Source organism: Microbacterium martis, assembly GCF_047246685.1.
GTDB lineage: Bacteria > Actinomycetota > Actinomycetes > Actinomycetales > Microbacteriaceae > Microbacterium.
Genome location: NZ_JBFOKT010000001.1, coordinates 1,236,708 through 1,255,216, shown reverse-complemented (window position 1 = coordinate 1,255,216; position 18,509 = coordinate 1,236,708). Strand labels below are relative to the sequence as shown.

The window sequence follows — 18,509 nt, the reverse complement described above, 5'->3', positions numbered from 1 at the left end:
GAGGGCCATCGTCCTCACACGACCGTTACCGATCTGTGAGGAGATCGTTCGACGGGCGAAACATCCAGCGTCCTCTCCGGGAAACACGGCGCTCCTATCGTCGCCACCACGACAGTCCCCGGTCGACAGGAGCCCCATGGAAGACACCATCACCCCACCGCACGAGATCCTCGTCGTCGGGGCGGGCATGGTGGCCCACCGTTTCGTCGAGAGCCTCCTCAGCCGCGCCGACGCCGACGTGCGGGTCACCGTGATCGGTGACGAGGGGCGTCGGCCGTACGACCGCGTCGGGCTGACGAGCTTCTTCTCGGGCGCGAGCGCCGACGACCTCGAGCTCGACCCCGCGGTCTTCCGCGACGCCCGTGTGCGGCTGCTGGTGAACGACCGCGTGCTGCGCATCGATCGTGCGGGCCGCTCGGTGCGCACCCGTTCCCGGCGCACCTACGGGTACGACACGCTCGTGCTCGCCACCGGCTCGTACGCGGCGAGGGTGGCGGTCGACGGCGCCGACCTCCCCGGGTGCTTCGTGTACCGCACGCTCGATGACGTGCAGGCGCTGCAGCGCTTCGTGCGCGACCGCTCCCTCGCACTCGGCCGGCCGCTGCGCGGCGCGGTCATCGGTGGCGGCCTGCTCGGACTCGAGGCCGCGGGCGCCCTGCAGGGGATGGACGTCGACACCACGGTGGTGCAGTACTCCGATCGGCTCATGTCGGCGCAGCTCGATCCGGCGGGGGGCGGCATGCTCAGGCGTCTGCTCGAGGCTCGGGGGATCGCGGTGCGGACGCAGGCGCGCACGACGCGACTCGACCCCGACGAGTCGGGTGCTGTCACGGCTCTCGAGTTCCAGGATGGATCGTTCGAGCGCGCCGACGTCGTGGTCTTCACGGTGGGGGTGCGTCCGCGCGACGAGCTGGCGCGCAACGCCGAACTCGCGGTGCACCCGCGCGGGGGCGTGCTGATCGACGAGCGCTGTGCGACGTCCGATCCGCACATCCTCGCGATCGGCGAGGTGGCCAGCTTCGACGACCGATGCGTCGGTTTGGTCGCTCCGGGCTATGCGATGGCCGAGGTCGCCGCCACGCGGCTGCTCGGTGCGGAGGCGAGTTTTCCCGGGTACGACGAGTCGGCGAAGCTGAAGCTCTCCGGCGTCGACGTGGCGAGCTTCGGCGACGCGCTGGCCCGCACGCCCGACGCCCTCGACGTCGTCTACGCCGATCCCGTGGCGGGCGTGTACAAGAAGCTCGTCCTCTCGGACGACGCGCAGACGCTGCTGGGCGGCATCCTGATCGGAGACGCGAGCGCCTACGGCGCCCTGCGTCCCCTCGTCGGGGCGCGGCTGGGAGCCGATCCCGCGGCGTACCTCCTGCCCGAAGGAGGCATCGAGGCGCCCGCCGGCGAGCTTCCCGACGCCGCCGTGGTCTGCTCGTGCTCGAACGTGACGGCCGGACGCATCCGGCAGGCGGTTCACGAGGAGGGCTGCCGCGATGCCGCCGCCGTGAAGGGGTGCACCCGCGCGGGGGCGACGTGCGGCTCCTGCGTGCTGACGGTGAAGAAGGTGGTGGGGCAGGAGCTGGCCAAGAGCGGTCACGCGGTGTCGAACGCGCTGTGCGAGCACTTCGACCTGTCGCGCCGCGAGCTGTTCGACGCCGTCCGCGTCGCCGGCTTGACGACCTTCACCTCGATCGTCGAGCGCTTCGGCCGCGGGCGCGGCTGCGACATCTGCAAGCCGGCGATCGCCAGCATCCTGTCGTCGCTGGTCGGAGCCCACGTGCTCGACGGCGAGAACGCCTCGCTGCAGGACACCAACGATCACGTCATGGCCAACATGCAGAAGGACGGCACGTACTCGGTCGTCCCGCGGATGCCGGGCGGCGAGGTCACTCCGGACGGACTGCTGGCCATCGGTCAGATCGCGAAGGACTTCGCGCTGTACACGAAGATCACCGGCGGGCAGCGGATCGACATGTTCGGCGCTCGCCTGGAGCAGCTGCCGCTGATCTGGCAGCGGCTCGTCGACGCCGGCTTCGAGTCGGGTCACGCCTACGGCAAGTCGCTGCGCACGGTGAAGTCGTGCGTCGGCTCGACCTGGTGCCGATACGGGGTGCAGGACGCGGTCGGGATGGCCGTGAGGCTCGAGCTGCGGTACCGCGGTCTGCGGGCTCCGCACAAGCTCAAGGTCGGGGTGTCGGGATGCGCGCGGGAGTGTGCGGAGGCGCGCTCGAAGGACGTCGGCGTCATCGCGACGGAGACCGGATGGAACATGTACGTCGGCGGCAACGGCGGATTCTCGCCGCGTCACGCGGAGCTGCTCGCCTCCGACCTCGACGACGAGCAGCTAATCCGCGCCATCGATCGCTTCTTCCTGTATTACATCCGCACGGCGGATCGCCTTCAGCGGACCGCTCCGTGGTGCCAGGAGCTCGAAGGCGGCCTCGACGGCCTGCGCTCGGTGATCTTCGACGACAGCCTGGGGATCTGCGCCGATCTGGATGCGGCGATGGCCCGGCACGTCGACCGCTATGAGGACGAGTGGGCGGCGACGCTGCGCGATCCGCAGAAGCTCGCCCGGTTCCGCTCGTTCGTCAACGCGGCGGACACCCCCGATCCGTCGCTCGCCTACGTGGCCGAGCGCGGACAGATCCGACCCGCCAGCCCCGAGGAGCGCCGCTCGGGCGCCATCCTGATCGCCGGCACGGCTCTGGAGGTGCGACGATGACCGCTCTGATCGACGCCGGGACCACGGTCCGCGTCTGCGATCTGACGGAGCTCGAGGTCGAGCGCGGCCGTGCCGCCCTCATCGGCGAGCGTCAGGTGGCGCTCTTCCTCCTGTCCGACGGGCACGTGCACGCGGTGTCGAACCTCGACCCCTACAGCGGCGCCCACGTGATCTCGCGCGGCATCGTCGGGAGCCGCGGAGACGCGCCGACGGTCGCCTCCCCGCTGCACAAGCAGGTGTTCGATCTGCGGACGGGCAGGTGTCTCGAGACCCAGGGGAAGCCGGATGCCGCGCTGCAGGTGTGGCCGGTGCGGGTGATCGACGGCGTCGTGCACGTCGAGATGTCGCAGGACGGCATCGGCGACGGCGGCTCGCGGGGAGCGATCGGATGAGGTTCTCGCTGCGTCGGCGCACCTCGCGGGGGATGACGGCACCGACGCGGGTCGGCCGGGTCGACCTCATCGGGGGAGGGCCGGGGCCGGCCGATCTGATGACCGTGCGTGCGCATCGGCTGCTCGCCGAGGCCGACGTCGTCGTCGCCGATCGACTCGGCCCGGCCGACGAGGTGCGCGCGGGACTCGCGCCGCACGTGCTCGTGGTCGACGTCGGCAAGCGCCCCGGCCACCATCCGGTCCCGCAGGCTCAGATCAACGCCCTGCTCGTCGATCACGCGCGAGCGGGCAGGCGGGTCGTGCGGCTGAAGGGCGGCGATCCGTTCGTGCTGGGTCGCGGTGGCGAGGAGGTGCTCGCCTGTCAGGCGGCCGGCATCCCGGTCACCGTCACGCCCGGCGTGAGCAGCGCCATCTCCGTGCCGCAGGCGGCGGGGATTCCGGTGACGCATCGCGGAGTCGCCTCCGGCCTGCACGTCGTGAACGGGCAGGGCCCGTTCGGCGATTCGGCGCTGGCCTCGCTCGCCGATCCGTCGGTCACCACGGTCGTGCTGATGGGAGTCGCCGCCCTCCCACGACTCGTCTGCGAAGCTCTGGCGCATGGCGTCGGCGCCGACCGGCCGGTCGCGATCGTCGAGAACGGGCACACCGCGCACCAGCGCACGCTGCGCAGCACCCTGGGTTCCGTCGTCGCCGAGGCGGAGGTCGCTCGCGTGACCAACCCCGCCGTGATCGTCGTGGGCGACGTCGCGCGCGCGGGACTGCTGCTGCCGACGGCTGCGCATTTCGCGGAGAGCTCCGCGTGACGCCGTCTCCGCCGTCGCACGCCACCCTCGCGGGGTGCACGATCATCGTGGCCGCCGACCGTCGATCCACCGACCTGGCGACGGCGCTCCAGCGGCGCGGCGCACAGGTGCATCGCGCTCCCGCGCTGAGCATCGTCCCGAACGCCGACGACGTCGAGCTGATGAGCCGAACCGAGGAGCTGATCGCACGTCCGCCCGACATCGTGGTCGCCACGACCGGCGTCGGCTTCCGAGGGTGGATGGATGCCGCGCACGAGCACGGCCTCGACGAACCCCTCGGCGACGCCCTGCGCGGCGCGCACTTCGTCGCTCGCGGTCCCAAGGCGCACGGCGCGATACAACAGGCCGGGTTCACCGCCGACTGGGTGGCGGAGTCGGAGACGTCGGCCGAGGTGGCCGAGTACCTGCTCGCCTCGGGCGTCGAGGGCAGGCGCATCGTGGTGCAGCACCACGGTGCAGGGTCCGACGGTCTCGACGAGCGTCTCGTCGAGGCGGGTGCCGACGTGCGGAGCGTCACCGTCTACCGATGGGGGCCACCGCCCGACCCCGAGGTGGTCCGCCGGTCGACGCTCCACGCCGGCGGGGGAGAGGCCGACGCGGTGCTGTTCACCTCCGCACCCGGCGCCGCGTCGTGGCTGGCCGTGGCCGATGCCGCGGGCTCGCTCGACGGCATCCGTCACCGCGCGGCGACCGGACGGCTGCTCCTGGCCGCCGTGGGGCCGATCACAGCCGGGCCGCTGCACGCCGCCGACCTGCGGACCACGGTCGCCGAGCGAGGGCGCCTCGGCTCGCTCGCGCGGTGCGTGATCGCCCACTTCGGAGGAGGTCGTGCGCCGACGCTGGAGACGGATGCCGGTCGGCTGGAGGTCCGCAGCGGCGGGGTCGTCGTCGACGGGCGCTTCCTTCCGCTGTCGCGCACCGCGGCCGGTCTCATCGAAGCGCTGTTCGTGGCGGGAGGTCGGGTTCTCTCGCGTGCCGAGATCGGACGCGTCCTCCCCGGCGGGGACCGCAACGGCCACGCGGTGGAGGTGGCGGTCGCGCGACTGCGGGAGTCGCTCGGAGGCATCGACCTGGTGCAGACCGTGGTCAAGCGCGGCTATCGGCTCGCCGTCACGGAGCCGTTCTGACGCGAGCGATGCCCGGCGGCGGAACCGCCGGGCATCGCTCGTCCGTCGGTCCGTCAGGCCACCTCGACCGGAGCCGCCACGCGGTCGGTGAGCGCGGGCGTCTGAACGGCCGCGACCGGTGCCGCGGGTGCCTCGTTCGTCGTCGGGGCGGCGCTCACCCGGCGGACCTTGCGCGCCCTCCGCGCCGAGGTGCGACCGTAGGTGACGTACAGGGGCAGGGCGACGAAGATCAGTCCGCCGACGAGGTTCCCGACCACGGTGGGGATCTCGTTCCAGAGCAGGTAGTCCATGATCGTGAAGTCGGCGCCGAGGAGGAGACCCGACGGGAACAGGAACATGTTCACGATGGAGTGCTCGAATCCCATGTAGAAGAACAGCATGATGGGCAGCCACATCGCGACGATCTTGCCGAGGACGTTGTCGGAGACCATCGCCAGGACGACACCGGTCGAAACCATCCAGTTGCACAGCACTCCGCGGATGAAGAGGGTCAGCATGCCGCCGGCGCCGTGATCGGCGTAGCCGACGGTACGGCCGTGGCCGATCTCGCCGATGGCATGGCCGACCGCACTGGGCTCGCTCGTGAATCCGTAGGTGAAGTAGACGGCCATGAGCACCGCGACGAGGAACGCGCCGCCGAAGTTGCCGAGGAACACCAGACCCCAGTTGCGCAGGACGCCGCCGACGGTCGCGCCCGGACGCCGATCGAGCACGGCGAGCGGCGCGAGCGTGAAGACGCCGGTGAGGAGGTCGTATCCGAGCAGGTACAGGATGACGAACCCGACCGGGAACAGCAGGGCGCCGAGCAGCGGCTGGCCGGTGTTCGTCGACACCGTGACCGCGAAGGCGGCGGCGATGGTGAGCATCGCGGCGCCCATGAAGGAGCGGATCAGGGTGTCGCGTGTCGACATCTGGATCTTGTACGCGCCGGCATCGACCATGCGGATGACGAGTTCGGCGGGCTTGACGTAGGACACAGGCGACCTCCACAGGGGACTCGGGGAGCTGATGCTCGCTGTGCCCAGCGTGGAGGACGCACGTTTCGGTCAGGGGTGCGCGCGATTACGGCTGTGGTGCGAACCCCTCACATCACGGCTCCGGGCGCGTGAGGGGCGCGGTCGCCGGCGTCGTCACCCGGCCGGGGTGTCGGAGGGGATCGGCTCAGGGCTCCCGGTCGGCGCCTCCGTCGGATCGGTCGGCGCTTCCGTCGGATCGGTCGTCGGCGCGACGCTGGGCGACGGCGTCGGGGTGGGCTCCGGCGCGGTCACCTGGGCGTGCACGACTTGGCTGGCGATCGCCGCCACGACGATCACCGATCCCGCGATGATCGCCACGGCGTTGTCGCGAACGCGTCGACGGATCCGGCTCTCGTGCCAGTCCTTGCGCGCGGCGTGCAGTCGAGCCCGTTCCGCCTGGGTGCGCTCCTGACGTGTGCTCCTCGAACCGCGTGCGGCCATGCGCCCGGTCTCCTCTCGTGCTGCCGTCGTCGATGCGGGCGCTCGATCCGCGTGCTCGATCTGCACTCGATCGCGCTCGACATCGCCTGCGAGCCTACCGGCCGCGATCGGGTCGTCCGCACGCGCGGGTGTCGGCGCCCGCCAGTAGCCTGGAGTGATGACGTCCCCCGCCGCGCTGCTCTCCGGGCAGACGCCCCTCGCCGTGCGCATGCGACCGGTCTCCCTCGACGAGGTCGCGGGGCAGCGCCACCTGCTGCGGGCCGGGTCGCCGATCGTGGCCCTCGCCGACCCGGAGGCGGCATCGCCGGGCGCGGTGTCGATCATCCTGTGGGGGCCGCCCGGCACCGGCAAGACGACCCTCGCGCAGGCCATCGCCCGCTCGTCGGGGCGCCGCTTCGTCGAGCTCTCCGCGATCACGGCCGGGGTGAAGGACGTGCGCGAGGTGATGCAGGAGGCGATCACGCAGCGCGATCTCTACGGCCAGACCACCATCCTGTTCCTCGACGAGATCCACCGGTTCACGAAGGCTCAGCAGGACGCACTGCTCCCGGGCGTCGAGAACGGCTGGGTCATCCTGATCGCCGCGACCACCGAGAACCCGTCGTTCTCCGTGATCTCGCCGTTGCTGTCGCGCTCGCTGCTCCTCACGCTGCAGCCGCTCACCGACGACGACATCGGGATCCTCGTCGATCGGGCCGTGAGCGATGTGCGCGGCCTGAACGGCGGCGTCCGGCTGAGCGACGAGGCACGGTCGGCCCTCATCCGGCTCGCGTCCGGCGACGCGCGGCGTGCTCTGACCGGCCTCGAGGCCGGCGCGGCGGTCGCTGTGTCGCACGCGCCGGCCGCCGGCGGCAAGGGGCGCGCGACCGTGCCGGAGGTCACCGCCGACGACGTCGCGCAGGCCGTCGACAAGGCCCTGCTGCGATACGACCGTCAGGGCGATGAGCACTACGACGTGATCAGCGCGTTCATCAAGTCGATCAGAGGCTCCGATCCCGATGCCGCGCTCCACTACCTGGCCCGCATGATCGAAGCCGGGGAGGACCCGCGGTTCATCGCCCGGCGCCTGGTGATCTCCGCATCCGAGGACGTCGGTCTCGCCGATCCTCAAGGGCTGGTGATCGCCGTGGCCGCCGCGGATGCCGTCGCCTTCATCGGCATGCCGGAGGGGCGCATCCCGCTCGCCGAGGCGACGGTGTACCTCGCCACGACGGCGAAGTCCAACGCGGCCTACACGGGCATCGACGCCGCCATCGCCGACATCCGCGCCGGCGGATTCGGTCGCGTACCGGTGCATCTGCGCGATGCCCACTATCCCGGCGCGAAGCGCCTCGGGCACGGCAAGGGCTACGTGTACTCCCACGACAGCGAGTACGGCGTCGTGCCGCAGCAGTACCTGCCAGACGAGCTCGAGGGCCGGCGCTACTACGAGCCGAAGAGCCTGGGGGCGGAGCGCGACATCGCGGCGCGCCTCGAGCGGATCCGTCGCATCCTCGGAGATCGATGAGCCGCGGGGCGATCTGTTAGACTTGATCGGCTCGAAACCGAGTTTTCGGGCATCTCCTCGTTCACACCCCACCTTGTCGGCGCCCCGGCGTGCGCAGCAAGGCAGAACGCGGACGATACGTCCGCGAGTCGCGAGAGACGCGACCGCGTCATCGGAAGGACAGCTTCGTGACCACGAAGTCCCAGGACCGCCGCAAGGTGCGTCTCAGCCGCGCCCTCGGCGTCGCTCTCACCCCGAAGGCCGCCCGCTACCTCGAAAAGCGTCCCTACGCTCCGGGCGAGCACGGCCGCACCAAGCGCAAGGCCGACAGCGACTACGCCGTCCGTCTGCGCGAGAAGCAGCGTCTGCGCGAGCAGTACGGCATCCGCGAGAAGCAGATGCGCAACACGTTCAACGAGGCCCGTCGTCACGACGGCCTGACCGGTGAGAACCTGGTCGAGCTCCTCGAGATGCGTCTCGACGCGCTCGTGCTGCGTTCGGGCTTCGCCCGCACCACCGCACAGGCTCGCCAGCTCGTCGTGCACCGTCACATCCTCGTCGACGGCCAGCTCGTCGACCGCCCGTCGTTCCGCGTGAAGCCGGGCCAGCTCATCCACGTCAAGGCCAAGAGCGAGGGCACCGAGCCCTTCCAGGTGGCGGCTGCCGGCGGTCACGCCGAGGTGCTGCCCCCCGTTCCGGGCTACCTCGAGGTCGAGCTCGACAAGCTCCAGGCCCGCCTGGTCCGTCGTCCGAAGCGCGCCGAGGTCCCCGTGACCTGCGAAGTGCAGCTTGTCGTCGAGTACTACGCGGCTCGCTGACCTGAGGCTGGGTTCCTGAGCCTGTCGAAGGACAGCGACCCAGTAGGGCAGACGGAAGGCGTCGGGGGAGACCCCGACGCCTTCTGTGGTTTCCCCCTACGATGGAGAGACCGCGCCTTCGCGGATCAGAGGCAAGGATGACGAGATGAAAAGCATGCGGTGGTTCCTGTTCGGACTGATCGGCGGCTTCGTCGCCGCGCACTTCATGAACAAGGACCCGCGCGGCCACGACATCCTCGCCGAGGTCGACGCCCGGATCAACGGCTTCACCGCCGCGCTGGGCGACGCCTACCGCGAGCAGGAGGCACGGCTCACGGAGCCGGGCGACAACTGAACCATCGCCGCGTCACCACGCGGCATCCTCACGCAAGGACACCCGGCACGCAATGAAAACCGCGGAGATCGCGCAGCGCTACCTCGACTTCTTCGAGAAGAACGACCATGTCATCGTCCCGTCGGCCTCGCTGGTCAGCGACGATCCCTCGCTCCTGTTCACGGTCGCGGGCATGGTGCCCTTCATCCCGTACCTGACCGGGGTCGTCCCGGCGCCGCATCCGCGCATCGCCGACGTGCAGAAGTGCATCCGCACCAACGACATCGAAGAGGTCGGCAAGACCGCACGGCACGGAACCTTCTTCCAGATGATGGGCAACTGGTCCTTCGGCGACTACTTCAAGGAAGGCGCGATCCGCTACGCGTGGGAGCTGCTCACGAGCTCGGAGGCCGACGGCGGATTCGCGTTCGACGAGAAGGACCTGTGGGTGACGGTCTACGAGACCGACGACGAGGCGGAGGCGATCTGGCGCGACGTCATCGGGCTCAAGCCCGAGCGCATCCAGCGCCTCGGCCGGGCCGACAACTACTGGAACACGGGGCAGCCGGGGCCGGGCGGCCCCGACTCCGAGATCTTCTTCGATCGCGGTCCCGCCTACGGCGACGACGGAGGCCCCGCGGCCGACGACACGAGGTTCCTCGAGATCTGGAACCTCGTCTTCATGCAGGACTTCATCGAGAACGTCCGCGGCAAGACCGAGTTCGACATCGTGGGCGAGCTCCCGATGAAGAACATCGACACCGGGATGGGACTCGAGCGTGTCGCGTTCCTGAAGCAGGGCGTCGACAACATGTACGAGACCGACCAGGTGCGGCCCGTGCTCGACCGCGCCGTCGAGCTCTCGGGTCGACGCTACGGGGCCGTGCACGACGACGACGTGCGCTTCCGGGTGATCGCCGACCACGTGCGCTCGTCGCTGATGCTGCTGTCCGACGGCGTGCGTCCGTCGAACGAAGGCCGCGGATACATCCTCCGCCGCCTCATGCGTCGCACGGTGCGCGCGATGCGCCTGCTGGGCGTCGACGAGCCGGTCTTCCCCGAGCTGTTCGCGGCGTCGCGCGACGCCATGAAGCCGGTCTACCCGGAACTGGAGCGCGACTGGGCGACGCTCTCGGCGTCCGCCTTCGCCGAGGAGGAGACCTTCCGCCGCACGCTCGCCGCGGGGTCGACGATCCTCGACCTCGCCCTGGACCAGACCAAGCAGAGCGGGGGGAAGACCCTCAGCGGCCCCGAGGCGTTCCTGCTGCACGACACCTACGGGTTCCCCATCGACCTCACCCTCGAGGTCGCCGAAGAGGCCGGCCTCGACGTCGACCGCGCCGCCTTCGACAGCCTCATGCAGGAGCAGCGCCAGCGCGCCAAGGACGACGCCCGCAATCGCAAGCGTCAGCTCGCCGACGTGTCGGTCTACCGCGATCTGCGCGCTCTGGGCGAGACGGGCTTCGACGGGTACACGGCGCTCGAGGTCGAATCGCGCGTTCTCGGGATCCTCGTCGACGGCGCCCTGGCGCGCAGCGCGACCGAGGGGCAGATCGCCGAGGTCGTGCTCGCCGAGACCACCCTCTACGCCGAGTCGGGCGGCCAGGTGGCCGACAAGGGCACCATCGTCGGGCCGGGCTTCGAGCTCGAAGTGCTCGACGTGCAGCGTCCGGTGCCCGGACTCATCAGCCACACCGTCGAGGTGACCCGCGGAACGGTGGCGGTGGACGATGCCGCGACGACGATGGTGGATGCCGCCAACCGCCGCGCCGCCCGCCAGGCGCACTCGGCGACGCACCTCGTGCACGCCGCCCTCCGCGACACGCTCGGGCCGTCGGCCACGCAGTCCGGCTCGCTGAACCGCGCCGGGTACATGCGCTTCGACTTCGCCTGGTCGCAGGCGCTGTCGGGCGAGACGCGATCCGAGATCGAGGAGATCACCAACCGCGCCGTGCAGGACGCCCTCGAGGTGACCACGCGCATCGTCTCCCTCGAGGAGGCGAAGGATGCCGGAGCCATGGCGCTGTTCGGCGAGAAGTACGGCGACGTGGTGCGCATGGTCGACATCGGCGGCCCGTGGTCGCGCGAGCTCTGCGCGGGCACGCACGTGAGCACCAGCGCCGAGATCGGCCTGGTCAGCGTGGTCGGCGAATCGTCGGTGGGCGCGTCGAACCGCCGCATCGAAGCGCTCGTCGGCGCCGATGCGTTCCGCGAGCTCGCCGCCGAGCGCGCTCTCGTGTCGCAGCTCACGAGTTCGCTGAAGACGCCGCGCGAGCAGCTGCCCGAGCGCATCGCGGATCTCGCGGCGAGCCTCAAGGCGGCGGAGAAGCGCATCGCGCAGTTCGAGGCCAAGGAGCGCGCCGGGCAGGTGCCCGCGATCGCCGACGCCGCCAGGCGCGTGGGCGCGTTCCTCGTCGCGGCGCAGGAGGTCGGCGACGTCGCATCCGCCGACGACCTGCGCGACATCGTGATCGGAGTGCGCGATCGTCTCGGAGCGGAGGCGGCCGTGGTCGCGCTCGGCGCCGTCGTCAACGGACGGCCGGTCGTCGTCGTCGCGACCAACGACGCGGCGCGCGCCGCCGGCGCCAAGGCCGGAGCGCTGGCCAAGCGCGCAGCCGGGATCCTCGGCGGCGGTGGCGGCGGTCGAGACGACGTCGCGCAGGGCGGGGGAGCCGACGTCTCGGCCTTGTCCGCTGCCCTCGAGTCGGTCTCGCAGGAGCTGCACGCCGCGTGAGCGGGTTCCGTCGCGGGGTGCGGCTCGGCATCGACGTGGGGCGCGCGCGTGTCGGCGTGGCGCGGTGCGACCCCGACGGCATGCTCGCGGTCCCGGTCGAGACGGTCGCTCGAGGGGAGCACTCGCTCGACCGCCTCGTCGAGATCGCCGCCGAGCACGAGCCCCTGGAGTTCGTCGTGGGGTTGCCCGTGAATCTGCGCGGCACCGACACGGCCTCCACCGCCGACGCCCGGGAGTTTGCCGCGGCGCTGCAAGAGCGCAGCGGCATCCCCGTGCGGCTCGTCGACGAGCGGCTCAGCACCGTCACCGCGCACGCAGCGCTCCGATCCTCCGGGAGATCCCAGAAGAAGTCTCGTAGCATTGTGGATCAGGTCGCTGCCGTGGTGCTGCTGCAGCAGGCGATCGACACGGAGAAGAGCACCGGGAACCCGGCCGGCGCCACCATTCCGCAGGACGAGGAGCCCGCCTGATCATGTCCGAACGCGAGAGTGCGTCCCCCCAGCACGATCCCGACGCCCGCCTGGGCGACCTGTTCGAGAACCTGCCCGCGCCGACGCGACAGATCCCGACCGTGGACACCAGCGGTCCCGTGCCCGGCTCGCGTCGTGCGGCGCGGGAGGCCGCGGGCCGCTCGGCCGCCCCGAAGGACGCCGATCCGACCGCACCCGAGGGCGCGATGTCGGACGCCGACGACGCACCCAGGGGCGCGCGCGGCGGCGACGAGACATCGACGGCGGCGACGTCGGGTGACGGCGCATCCGCGGCATCCGCGGCGTCCGCCCCTCGCGACGTGCCCGAGGCGCCCGCGCCGCTCGGTGGCGGCCTCGACGACCTCTTCACGCCCACGCGCGATCAGGCGACGACGGCGCGCCCGAAGAAGAAGCGCCGCACCGGCTGCCTGGTCGCCCTGATCGTCGTGGTCGCGCTCCTCGGCGGCATCGCCGCCGGGGGGATCTGGGTCTGGAACAGCTACGGCGACAAGATCAGTGAGGCGATGGGGTGGGGCGAGCCGAAGGACTGGGAGCCCGGACTCGCGACCGGTGAGGCGCTCGTCACGATCAAGGAGGGCGACACCGGTGGTCCGGTGTCGACCGCGCTGTACGAGGCCGGGGTGACGAAGACCGAGGACGTCTTCTACGACTACCTGATCAACGAGAACATCGCCGTGACCTTCTACCCGGGGGTGTACCGGCTGCAGGAGAAGATGACCGCCGAGGCGGCCCTGGCGGCGCTGCGGGACGAGGCGAACAAGCTCGAGAACACGGTGTCGATCGCCGAGGGCGGGACGATCGCCTCGTCGCTGCCGGGTATCGCCGAGACCCTCGGCATCCCGCTCGAGGAGCTCCAGGCCGCCGTCGCCGACCCGTCGGCCTACGGCGTCGCCGCGCCGAGCCTGGAGGGCTGGCTGTTCCCGGCGGTCTACACGTTCGATCCCGAGGTCACGGCGCCGCAGGTCATCCAGCGGATGGTCGACCGCACGCGCGAGTCGCTCACGGCGGCGGGCGTGGCCGACGCCGACGCGGAACGGGTGCTGACGATCGCCTCGATCATCCAGCGCGAGGGCAGGACCGACGATTTCGCGAAGGTCTCGCGGGTGATCCAGAACCGCCTCGACATCGACATGCTGCTGCAGATGGACTCGACGGCCCAGTACGGTTACGGATCGCTGCACGAGGGCGTCGTGTCGAGCTCTGCCGAGGCGCTCGAGAGCGACAACGCCTGGAACACCTACATCCACACCGGTCTGCCCGTGACGCCCATCGCCAGCCCCAGCGACGCGGCCATCAAGGCCGCGATGAATCCCGCCGACGGTCCGTGGCTGTACTTCGTCACGATCAACCTCGCCACCGGCGAGACGCAGTTCTCCGAGACCCTCGCCGAGCACGAGCAGGGCGTGGAGAAGTGGCGGGAGTGGTGCCGTGCCAATCCCGACGGCGGCTGCTGAGACCGTGCCGGCATCCCGACTCGCGGTCTGGGGCGACCCGATCGCGCATTCCAAGTCGCCCGCCCTGCACGCCGCCGCCTACCAGGCGCTCGGCCTCGACTGGGAGTACACACGGCGGCAGGTGACGGCGGAGTCGTTCGCGGCGGCACTCGGCGGGCTCGATGCGACCTGGCGCGGGCTCTCGCTGACCATGCCCCTCAAGGAGGAGGCCTTCCGCGCTTCGGCCACCCGCGATCCCCATGCCGAGCTCACCGGTGCGGTCAACACGCTGCTCCTCTCCGACCGGGTCTCAGGCTTCAACACCGATGTGGGCGGCATCGTCGACGCGCTGACCGAAGCGGGGTTGGACGGTGCGCGGCAGGTGCGCATCGTGGGGGCGGGGGCGACGGCGGCATCGGCGCTCGTCGCCGTCGCCGAGCTGGGCGCCGGACACGTGGAGGTGTCGGCTCGTCGCCCGGAGCGCGCCGCAGGGCTCGTGATGCTGGGCGAGCGCCTGGCGGTGCCGGTCGTCGTCCGTCCGCTCGACCAGCCGACCGCCGCCGCGGAGCTCACCATCGCGACGCTGCCCGGCGGCACGGAGCTCGCCGCCGACACCGTCGCATCGCTGGCCGCTGCCGGCGGGACGCTCTTCGACGCGGCGTACGCACCCTGGCCCTCGGCGCTTGCGACGCAGTGGAGCGGAGGTCCGGCCGTCTCGGGTCTCGGGATGCTGCTGCACCAGGCCGTGCGCCAGGTCAGGATCTTCCTCCACGGCGACCCGATGGTCCCGCTTCGGGACGAGGAAGCGGTGATCGCCGCGATGCGCGCCGCGCTCTGACGGCGACGCGGAGACGGCGCCCGACGAAACGCGGCGCAGGAGCGACGTCGGGGCATGGGAGACTGGGGAGATGCTCCGCGTGCTCACGGCCGGCGAATCGCACGGCCCAGAACTCATCGCCGTCATGGAGGGCCTGCCCTCGGGCGTCCCGGTGTCGTCCGAGGCCATCCAGGCCGACCTGGCTCGTCGCAAGCTCGGCTACGGCCGCGGCTCGCGGATGAAGTTCGAGCAGGACGAGCTGTCGATCTCGGGCGGCGTGCGCCACGGCAAGACCCTGGGGAGCCCCATCGCGCTGCGCATCGGCAACACGGAATGGCCGAAGTGGATCGAGGTCATGAACCCCGAGCCGACCTCGCTCACCGACCGGTCGCGGGGGCGCGGTGCGCCGCTGACACGGCCGCGACCCGGGCACGCCGACCTCGTGGGCATGCAGAAGTACGACTTCGACGAAGCACGTCCGATCCTCGAGCGGGCGAGTGCGCGGGAGACCGCCGCTCGGGTCGCCCTGGGCGCGATCGCCCGATCCTTCCTCGGCGAGCTCGGCATCCGCCTGGTCAGCCACACGCTGTCGATCGGTCCGGTGCGCGTGCCGGAGGGGGCGCCCCTTCCCACACCCGACGACGTCGACACGCTCGATGCCGATCCGCTGCGGTGCTTCGACCCGGCCACCTCGGCGCTGATGGTCGCCGAGGTCGACGACGCCAAGAAGGACGGCGACACGCTCGGCGGCATCGTCGAGGTCCTCGCCTTCGGTCTTCCGCCCGGCCTGGGATCGCACGTGCACTGGGATCGGCGCCTCGATGCGCGGCTGGCGCAGGCACTGATGAGCATCCAGGCGATCAAGGGCGTCGAGGTGGGCGACGGCTTCGAGACCACCCGCCGACGCGGCTCGGCCGCGCACGACGAACTGTTCGCCACGGCTGACGGCATCACGCGCGGCTCGGACCGCGCCGGCGGCACCGAGGGCGGCATGTCCACGGGGACGGTGCTCCGCGTCCGCGCCGGGATGAAGCCGATCGCGACGGTTCCGCACGCGCTGCGCACGATCGACGTCGCGACCGGCGAGGACGCGACCGCCCATCATCAGCGCTCCGACGTCTGCGCCGTGCCCGCGGCGGGCGTCGTCGCGGAGGCGATGGTCGCCATCGAGCTCGCGCGCGCCGTGCTCGAGAAGTTCGGCGGCGACAGCATCCGCGAGACGAAGCGCAATCTCGACGGATACCTCGCCGGCATCCCGTCCGAGCTGCGCACGACTCCCGCGTCCGAAGCGGCGCTCATCGCGCATGACGAGCGAGGCTGACCCGCTCACGCTGGTGCTGGTGGGCCCGATGGCCGCTGGCAAGACCAGCGTCGGTCGCCGCGTGGCCCGACGGCTGCGAGTGCCGTTCATCGACACCGACAAGCGCATCGTGGCGCAGCACGGCCCGATCCCCGAGATCTTCGCCGAGCAGGGGGAGCCGCGGTTCCGTGAGCTCGAACGCGCGGCCGTGGCGACCGCCCTCGCCGACGGCGGCGTCGTCTCGCTCGGCGGGGGAGCGGTGACCGATTCCGGAACGCGCGAGCTGCTGCGGCAGCATCCGGTGGTCTTCCTGACCGTGAGCGCCGAAGCCGTCGCCGACCGGATCCGCGGCGGCAACCGTCCCCTGCTGAAGGGGGAGGATCCGCTGGAGCGCTGGACGCGCATCCTCGAGGAGCGGCGTGGATGGTACGAGGAGGTGGCCGCGGTGACGTTCGACACGTCCCGGCGGCCGATGCAGAGGATCGCCGACGAGATCGTGGCGTGGAGGAGAGAGCAGGGATGAGCACGACGACCATCAGCGTCACCGGGGCCGACGCGTACGACATCACCATCGGACGCGGGGTGCTCGACGACGTCTCCGCGGCGCTCGCACCCGGAGTGCGCAAGATCCTCGTCGTGCACCCGCCGACCCTCGCGGCACGGGCGGCGGAGCTGCGCGAGCGGTTGCTCGCCGATACGGCGAACGGGTCGCGCGAGGTCCTGCTGGCGGAGATCCCCGACGCCGAGCAGGGCAAGCGGGTCGAGGTGGCGGCGTTCTGCTGGCAGGTGATGGGACAGGCCGACTTCACGCGCAGCGACGCCGTGATCGGCTATGGCGGCGGTGCCGTGACCGACCTCGCCGGGTTCGTGGCGGCGACGTGGCTGCGCGGCGTGCAGCTGATCCAGGTGCCGACGACGGTCCTCGGACTCGTCGACGCGGCCGTGGGCGGCAAGACCGGCATCAACACGGCCGAGGGGAAGAACCTCGTCGGCGCGTTCTGGGCGCCGACTGCCGTGATCGGCGACCTCGACGAGCTCGGCAGCCTCAGCGCGAACGAGGCGACGGCGGGCTACGCGGAGGTCGTGAAGGCCGGCTTCATCTGGGCGCCCGAGATCCTCGACATCGTCGAGGCCGACCCCGCCCGCGCGGTCGACACGACGACCGACGAGTTCCGCCGCACGGTCGAGCTCGCCATCGGGATGAAGGCGGAGGTCGTCTCGGACGACTTCCGCGAGGCCGGTCTGCGCGAGATCCTCAACTACGGTCACACCCTGGGCCACGCCATCGAGCATGCGGAGCGCTACCGCTGGCGCCACGGAGCGGCGATCTCGGTCGGCATGCTCTACGCCGCCGAACTGTCCCGCCTCGCCGGACGCCTGCCGGATGCCGCAGCCGAGCGGCACCGAACGATCCTCGAGTCGCTCGGGCTTCCGACCTCCTACCGCCCCGGGGCCTGGCCGCAGCTCCTCGCGACGATGCAACGCGACAAGAAGAGCCGGGGAGGGATGCTGCGCTTCATCCTCCTCGACGACATCGGCAAGCCCACCGTGCTCCAGGCGCCCGACGAGTCGCTGCTGTTCGCCGCGTACCAGGAGGTGGCGGGGTGAGCGTCGTCGTCCGGCGCGTCCGCGCCGATGAGGGCGAGCGGGTGCGCGACCTGCGACTCGATGCGGTGCGTGACGTCGCCGCGCCCATCGCCTTCCTCTCCACCTTCGAGGAGGAGGCCGGGCGGGACGACGACTTCTGGGCGGCCCGGGCGGCAGGCAGCGCCGAGGGAGACGCCGTGGCGCAGTTCGTCGCCGAGACGGCGGACGAGTGGGTCGGGACCGTCACGGTGATCCGCCGCTCGCCGGGCGAGACCGATCACCACGGCCGTCCGGTGACGGCCGCGCGCGGGGACGTCGTCGGCGTGTACGTCCGACCCGAGCACCGCGGATCGGGCACGATCGGCGCGCTGCTCGACGCGGCGGCCGACTGGGCGCGGAGCCGGGGTGATCGTGCGCTCAGCCTCGACGTGCACGAGGACAACGCGCGCGCCCAGGCCGCATACCGGCGGGCCGGCTTCCACGACACGGGCGGTCGCTTCACGGCTTCCATCGGCCCCGAGATCGAGATGAGCCGCCCGCTCATCGCCGAGGGCGGTGCATCGTCATGACCGGCGGTCGACGTCTGCTGCTCGTCAACGGGCCGAACCTGAACCTGCTCGGAACGCGCGAGCCGACGATCTACGGCACCGCGACCCTGGCCGACGTCGAGCGGATCACGGCCGACGCCGCGGCATCGCTCGGATTCGAGGTGCGGGCGGTGCAGAGCAATCACGAGGGCGTTCTCATCGACGCCATCCACGCGGCCCGCGAGGACTGCGCCGGCGTCGTGATCAATCCGGGCGGACTCACCCACACCTCGGTGGTGCTCCGCGACGCGCTCACCGGCGTCTCCCTGCCCTTCGCCGAGGTGCACATCTCCGACGTGTACGCGAGGGAGGAGTTCCGGCACCACTCCTTCCTGCACGACGTCGCGGCGGTGCGGGTGATCGGGCAGGGCGTCGACGGGTACGCGCGGGCGGTGCGAGAGCTCGTCGCCCTCATCCCGTAGAATCGACTGTCGGCTCGGCGCGCTTC

At 71.3% G+C, this 18,509-nt stretch carries 18 protein-coding genes; 16 read left to right on the top strand and 2 right to left on the bottom strand.

Features of this window, described 5'->3' with window-relative positions:
* The first annotated feature begins 136 nt into the window (after window positions 1-136).
* From nirB to AB3M90_RS06015, 4 genes are read left to right on the top strand one after another with little or no spacing between them, the layout of a single operon-like run.
* On the top strand, window positions 137-2,716 hold the full coding sequence (gene nirB / locus AB3M90_RS06030) for a nitrite reductase large subunit NirB (RefSeq protein ID WP_412950620.1): 2,580 nt from the start codon (window positions 137-139) through the stop codon (window positions 2,714-2,716).
* Window positions 2,713-3,108, top strand: coding sequence for a nitrite reductase small subunit NirD (gene nirD / locus AB3M90_RS06025; protein WP_412950618.1), 396 nt, complete (start codon window positions 2,713-2,715; stop codon window positions 3,106-3,108). The genes nirB and nirD overlap by 4 nt, the downstream gene beginning before the upstream one ends.
* Window positions 3,105-3,911 (top strand): uroporphyrinogen-III C-methyltransferase, encoded by an 807-nt coding sequence (cobA, locus tag AB3M90_RS06020; RefSeq protein ID WP_412950617.1) that lies wholly within the window; start codon window positions 3,105-3,107, stop codon window positions 3,909-3,911. The genes nirD and cobA overlap by 4 nt, the downstream gene beginning before the upstream one ends.
* Window positions 3,908-5,038: a uroporphyrinogen-III synthase gene (locus tag AB3M90_RS06015; RefSeq protein WP_412950615.1), complete on the top strand. Its 1,131-nt coding sequence runs from the start codon at window positions 3,908-3,910 to the stop codon at window positions 5,036-5,038. The genes cobA and AB3M90_RS06015 overlap by 4 nt, the downstream gene beginning before the upstream one ends.
* A gap of 53 nt (window positions 5,039-5,091) precedes the next feature.
* On the opposite strand, the gene AB3M90_RS06010 is transcribed toward AB3M90_RS06015, so the two are convergent.
* Together AB3M90_RS06010 and AB3M90_RS06005 are read right to left on the bottom strand one after the other, a co-directional pair.
* Entirely contained in the window at window positions 5,092-6,015 is a 924-nt protein-coding gene (locus tag AB3M90_RS06010) for a formate/nitrite transporter family protein (protein ID WP_412950614.1), read from the bottom strand.
* A 153-nt stretch (window positions 6,016-6,168) separates the two neighbouring features.
* On the bottom strand, window positions 6,169-6,495 hold the full coding sequence (locus AB3M90_RS06005) for a hypothetical protein (RefSeq protein ID WP_412950613.1): 327 nt from the start codon (window positions 6,493-6,495) through the stop codon (window positions 6,169-6,171).
* Between the two features lie 157 nt (window positions 6,496-6,652).
* On the opposite strand from AB3M90_RS06005, the gene AB3M90_RS06000 reads away from it, so the two are divergent.
* The 12 genes from AB3M90_RS06000 to aroQ all read left to right on the top strand — a co-directional run bounded on the left by AB3M90_RS06000 (window position 6,653) and on the right by aroQ (window position 18,483).
* Entirely contained in the window at window positions 6,653-8,002 is a 1,350-nt protein-coding gene (locus AB3M90_RS06000) for a replication-associated recombination protein A (protein WP_412950612.1), read from the top strand.
* 167 nt (window positions 8,003-8,169) lie between these two features.
* On the top strand, window positions 8,170-8,799 hold the full coding sequence (gene rpsD, locus AB3M90_RS05995; protein WP_017202148.1) for a 30S ribosomal protein S4: 630 nt from the start codon (window positions 8,170-8,172) through the stop codon (window positions 8,797-8,799).
* Window positions 8,800-8,944: 145 nt separating this feature from the next.
* Entirely contained in the window at window positions 8,945-9,133 is a 189-nt protein-coding gene (locus AB3M90_RS05990) for a hypothetical protein (RefSeq protein ID WP_412950611.1), read from the top strand.
* A gap of 52 nt (window positions 9,134-9,185) precedes the next feature.
* A complete protein-coding gene (gene alaS / locus AB3M90_RS05985) occupies window positions 9,186-11,846 on the top strand; it encodes an alanine--tRNA ligase (RefSeq protein ID WP_412950610.1) in 2,661 nt (886 codons plus the stop codon).
* A complete protein-coding gene (ruvX, locus tag AB3M90_RS05980; RefSeq protein ID WP_412950609.1) occupies window positions 11,843-12,316 on the top strand; it encodes a Holliday junction resolvase RuvX in 474 nt (157 codons plus the stop codon). Before alaS ends, ruvX begins: the two co-directional genes overlap by 4 nt.
* Window positions 12,317-12,318: 2 nt before the next feature.
* Window positions 12,319-13,791, top strand: a complete 1,473-nt coding sequence (mltG, locus tag AB3M90_RS05975; protein ID WP_412950608.1) for an endolytic transglycosylase MltG — start codon at window positions 12,319-12,321, stop codon at window positions 13,789-13,791.
* Window positions 13,766-14,608, top strand: coding sequence for a shikimate dehydrogenase (locus AB3M90_RS05970; protein WP_412950605.1), 843 nt, complete (start codon window positions 13,766-13,768; stop codon window positions 14,606-14,608). Before mltG ends, AB3M90_RS05970 begins: the two co-directional genes overlap by 26 nt.
* 70 nt (window positions 14,609-14,678) lie before the next feature.
* Complete coding sequence (aroC, locus tag AB3M90_RS05965) at window positions 14,679-15,908, top strand: chorismate synthase (protein ID WP_412950603.1); 1,230 nt, start codon at window positions 14,679-14,681, stop codon at window positions 15,906-15,908.
* Window positions 15,892-16,410, top strand: coding sequence for a shikimate kinase (locus AB3M90_RS05960; protein WP_412950601.1), 519 nt, complete (start codon window positions 15,892-15,894; stop codon window positions 16,408-16,410). The genes aroC and AB3M90_RS05960 overlap by 17 nt, the downstream gene beginning before the upstream one ends.
* Window positions 16,407-17,495 (top strand): 3-dehydroquinate synthase, encoded by a 1,089-nt coding sequence (gene aroB / locus AB3M90_RS05955; RefSeq protein WP_412950600.1) that lies wholly within the window; start codon window positions 16,407-16,409, stop codon window positions 17,493-17,495. Before AB3M90_RS05960 ends, aroB begins: the two co-directional genes overlap by 4 nt.
* Window positions 17,492-18,043 (top strand): GNAT family N-acetyltransferase, encoded by a 552-nt coding sequence (locus AB3M90_RS05950; RefSeq protein WP_412950598.1) that lies wholly within the window; start codon window positions 17,492-17,494, stop codon window positions 18,041-18,043. The genes aroB and AB3M90_RS05950 overlap by 4 nt, the downstream gene beginning before the upstream one ends.
* Window positions 18,040-18,483: a type II 3-dehydroquinate dehydratase gene (gene aroQ / locus AB3M90_RS05945; protein ID WP_412950596.1), complete on the top strand. Its 444-nt coding sequence runs from the start codon at window positions 18,040-18,042 to the stop codon at window positions 18,481-18,483. Before AB3M90_RS05950 ends, aroQ begins: the two co-directional genes overlap by 4 nt.
* Window positions 18,484-18,509: the final 26 nt, after the last annotated feature.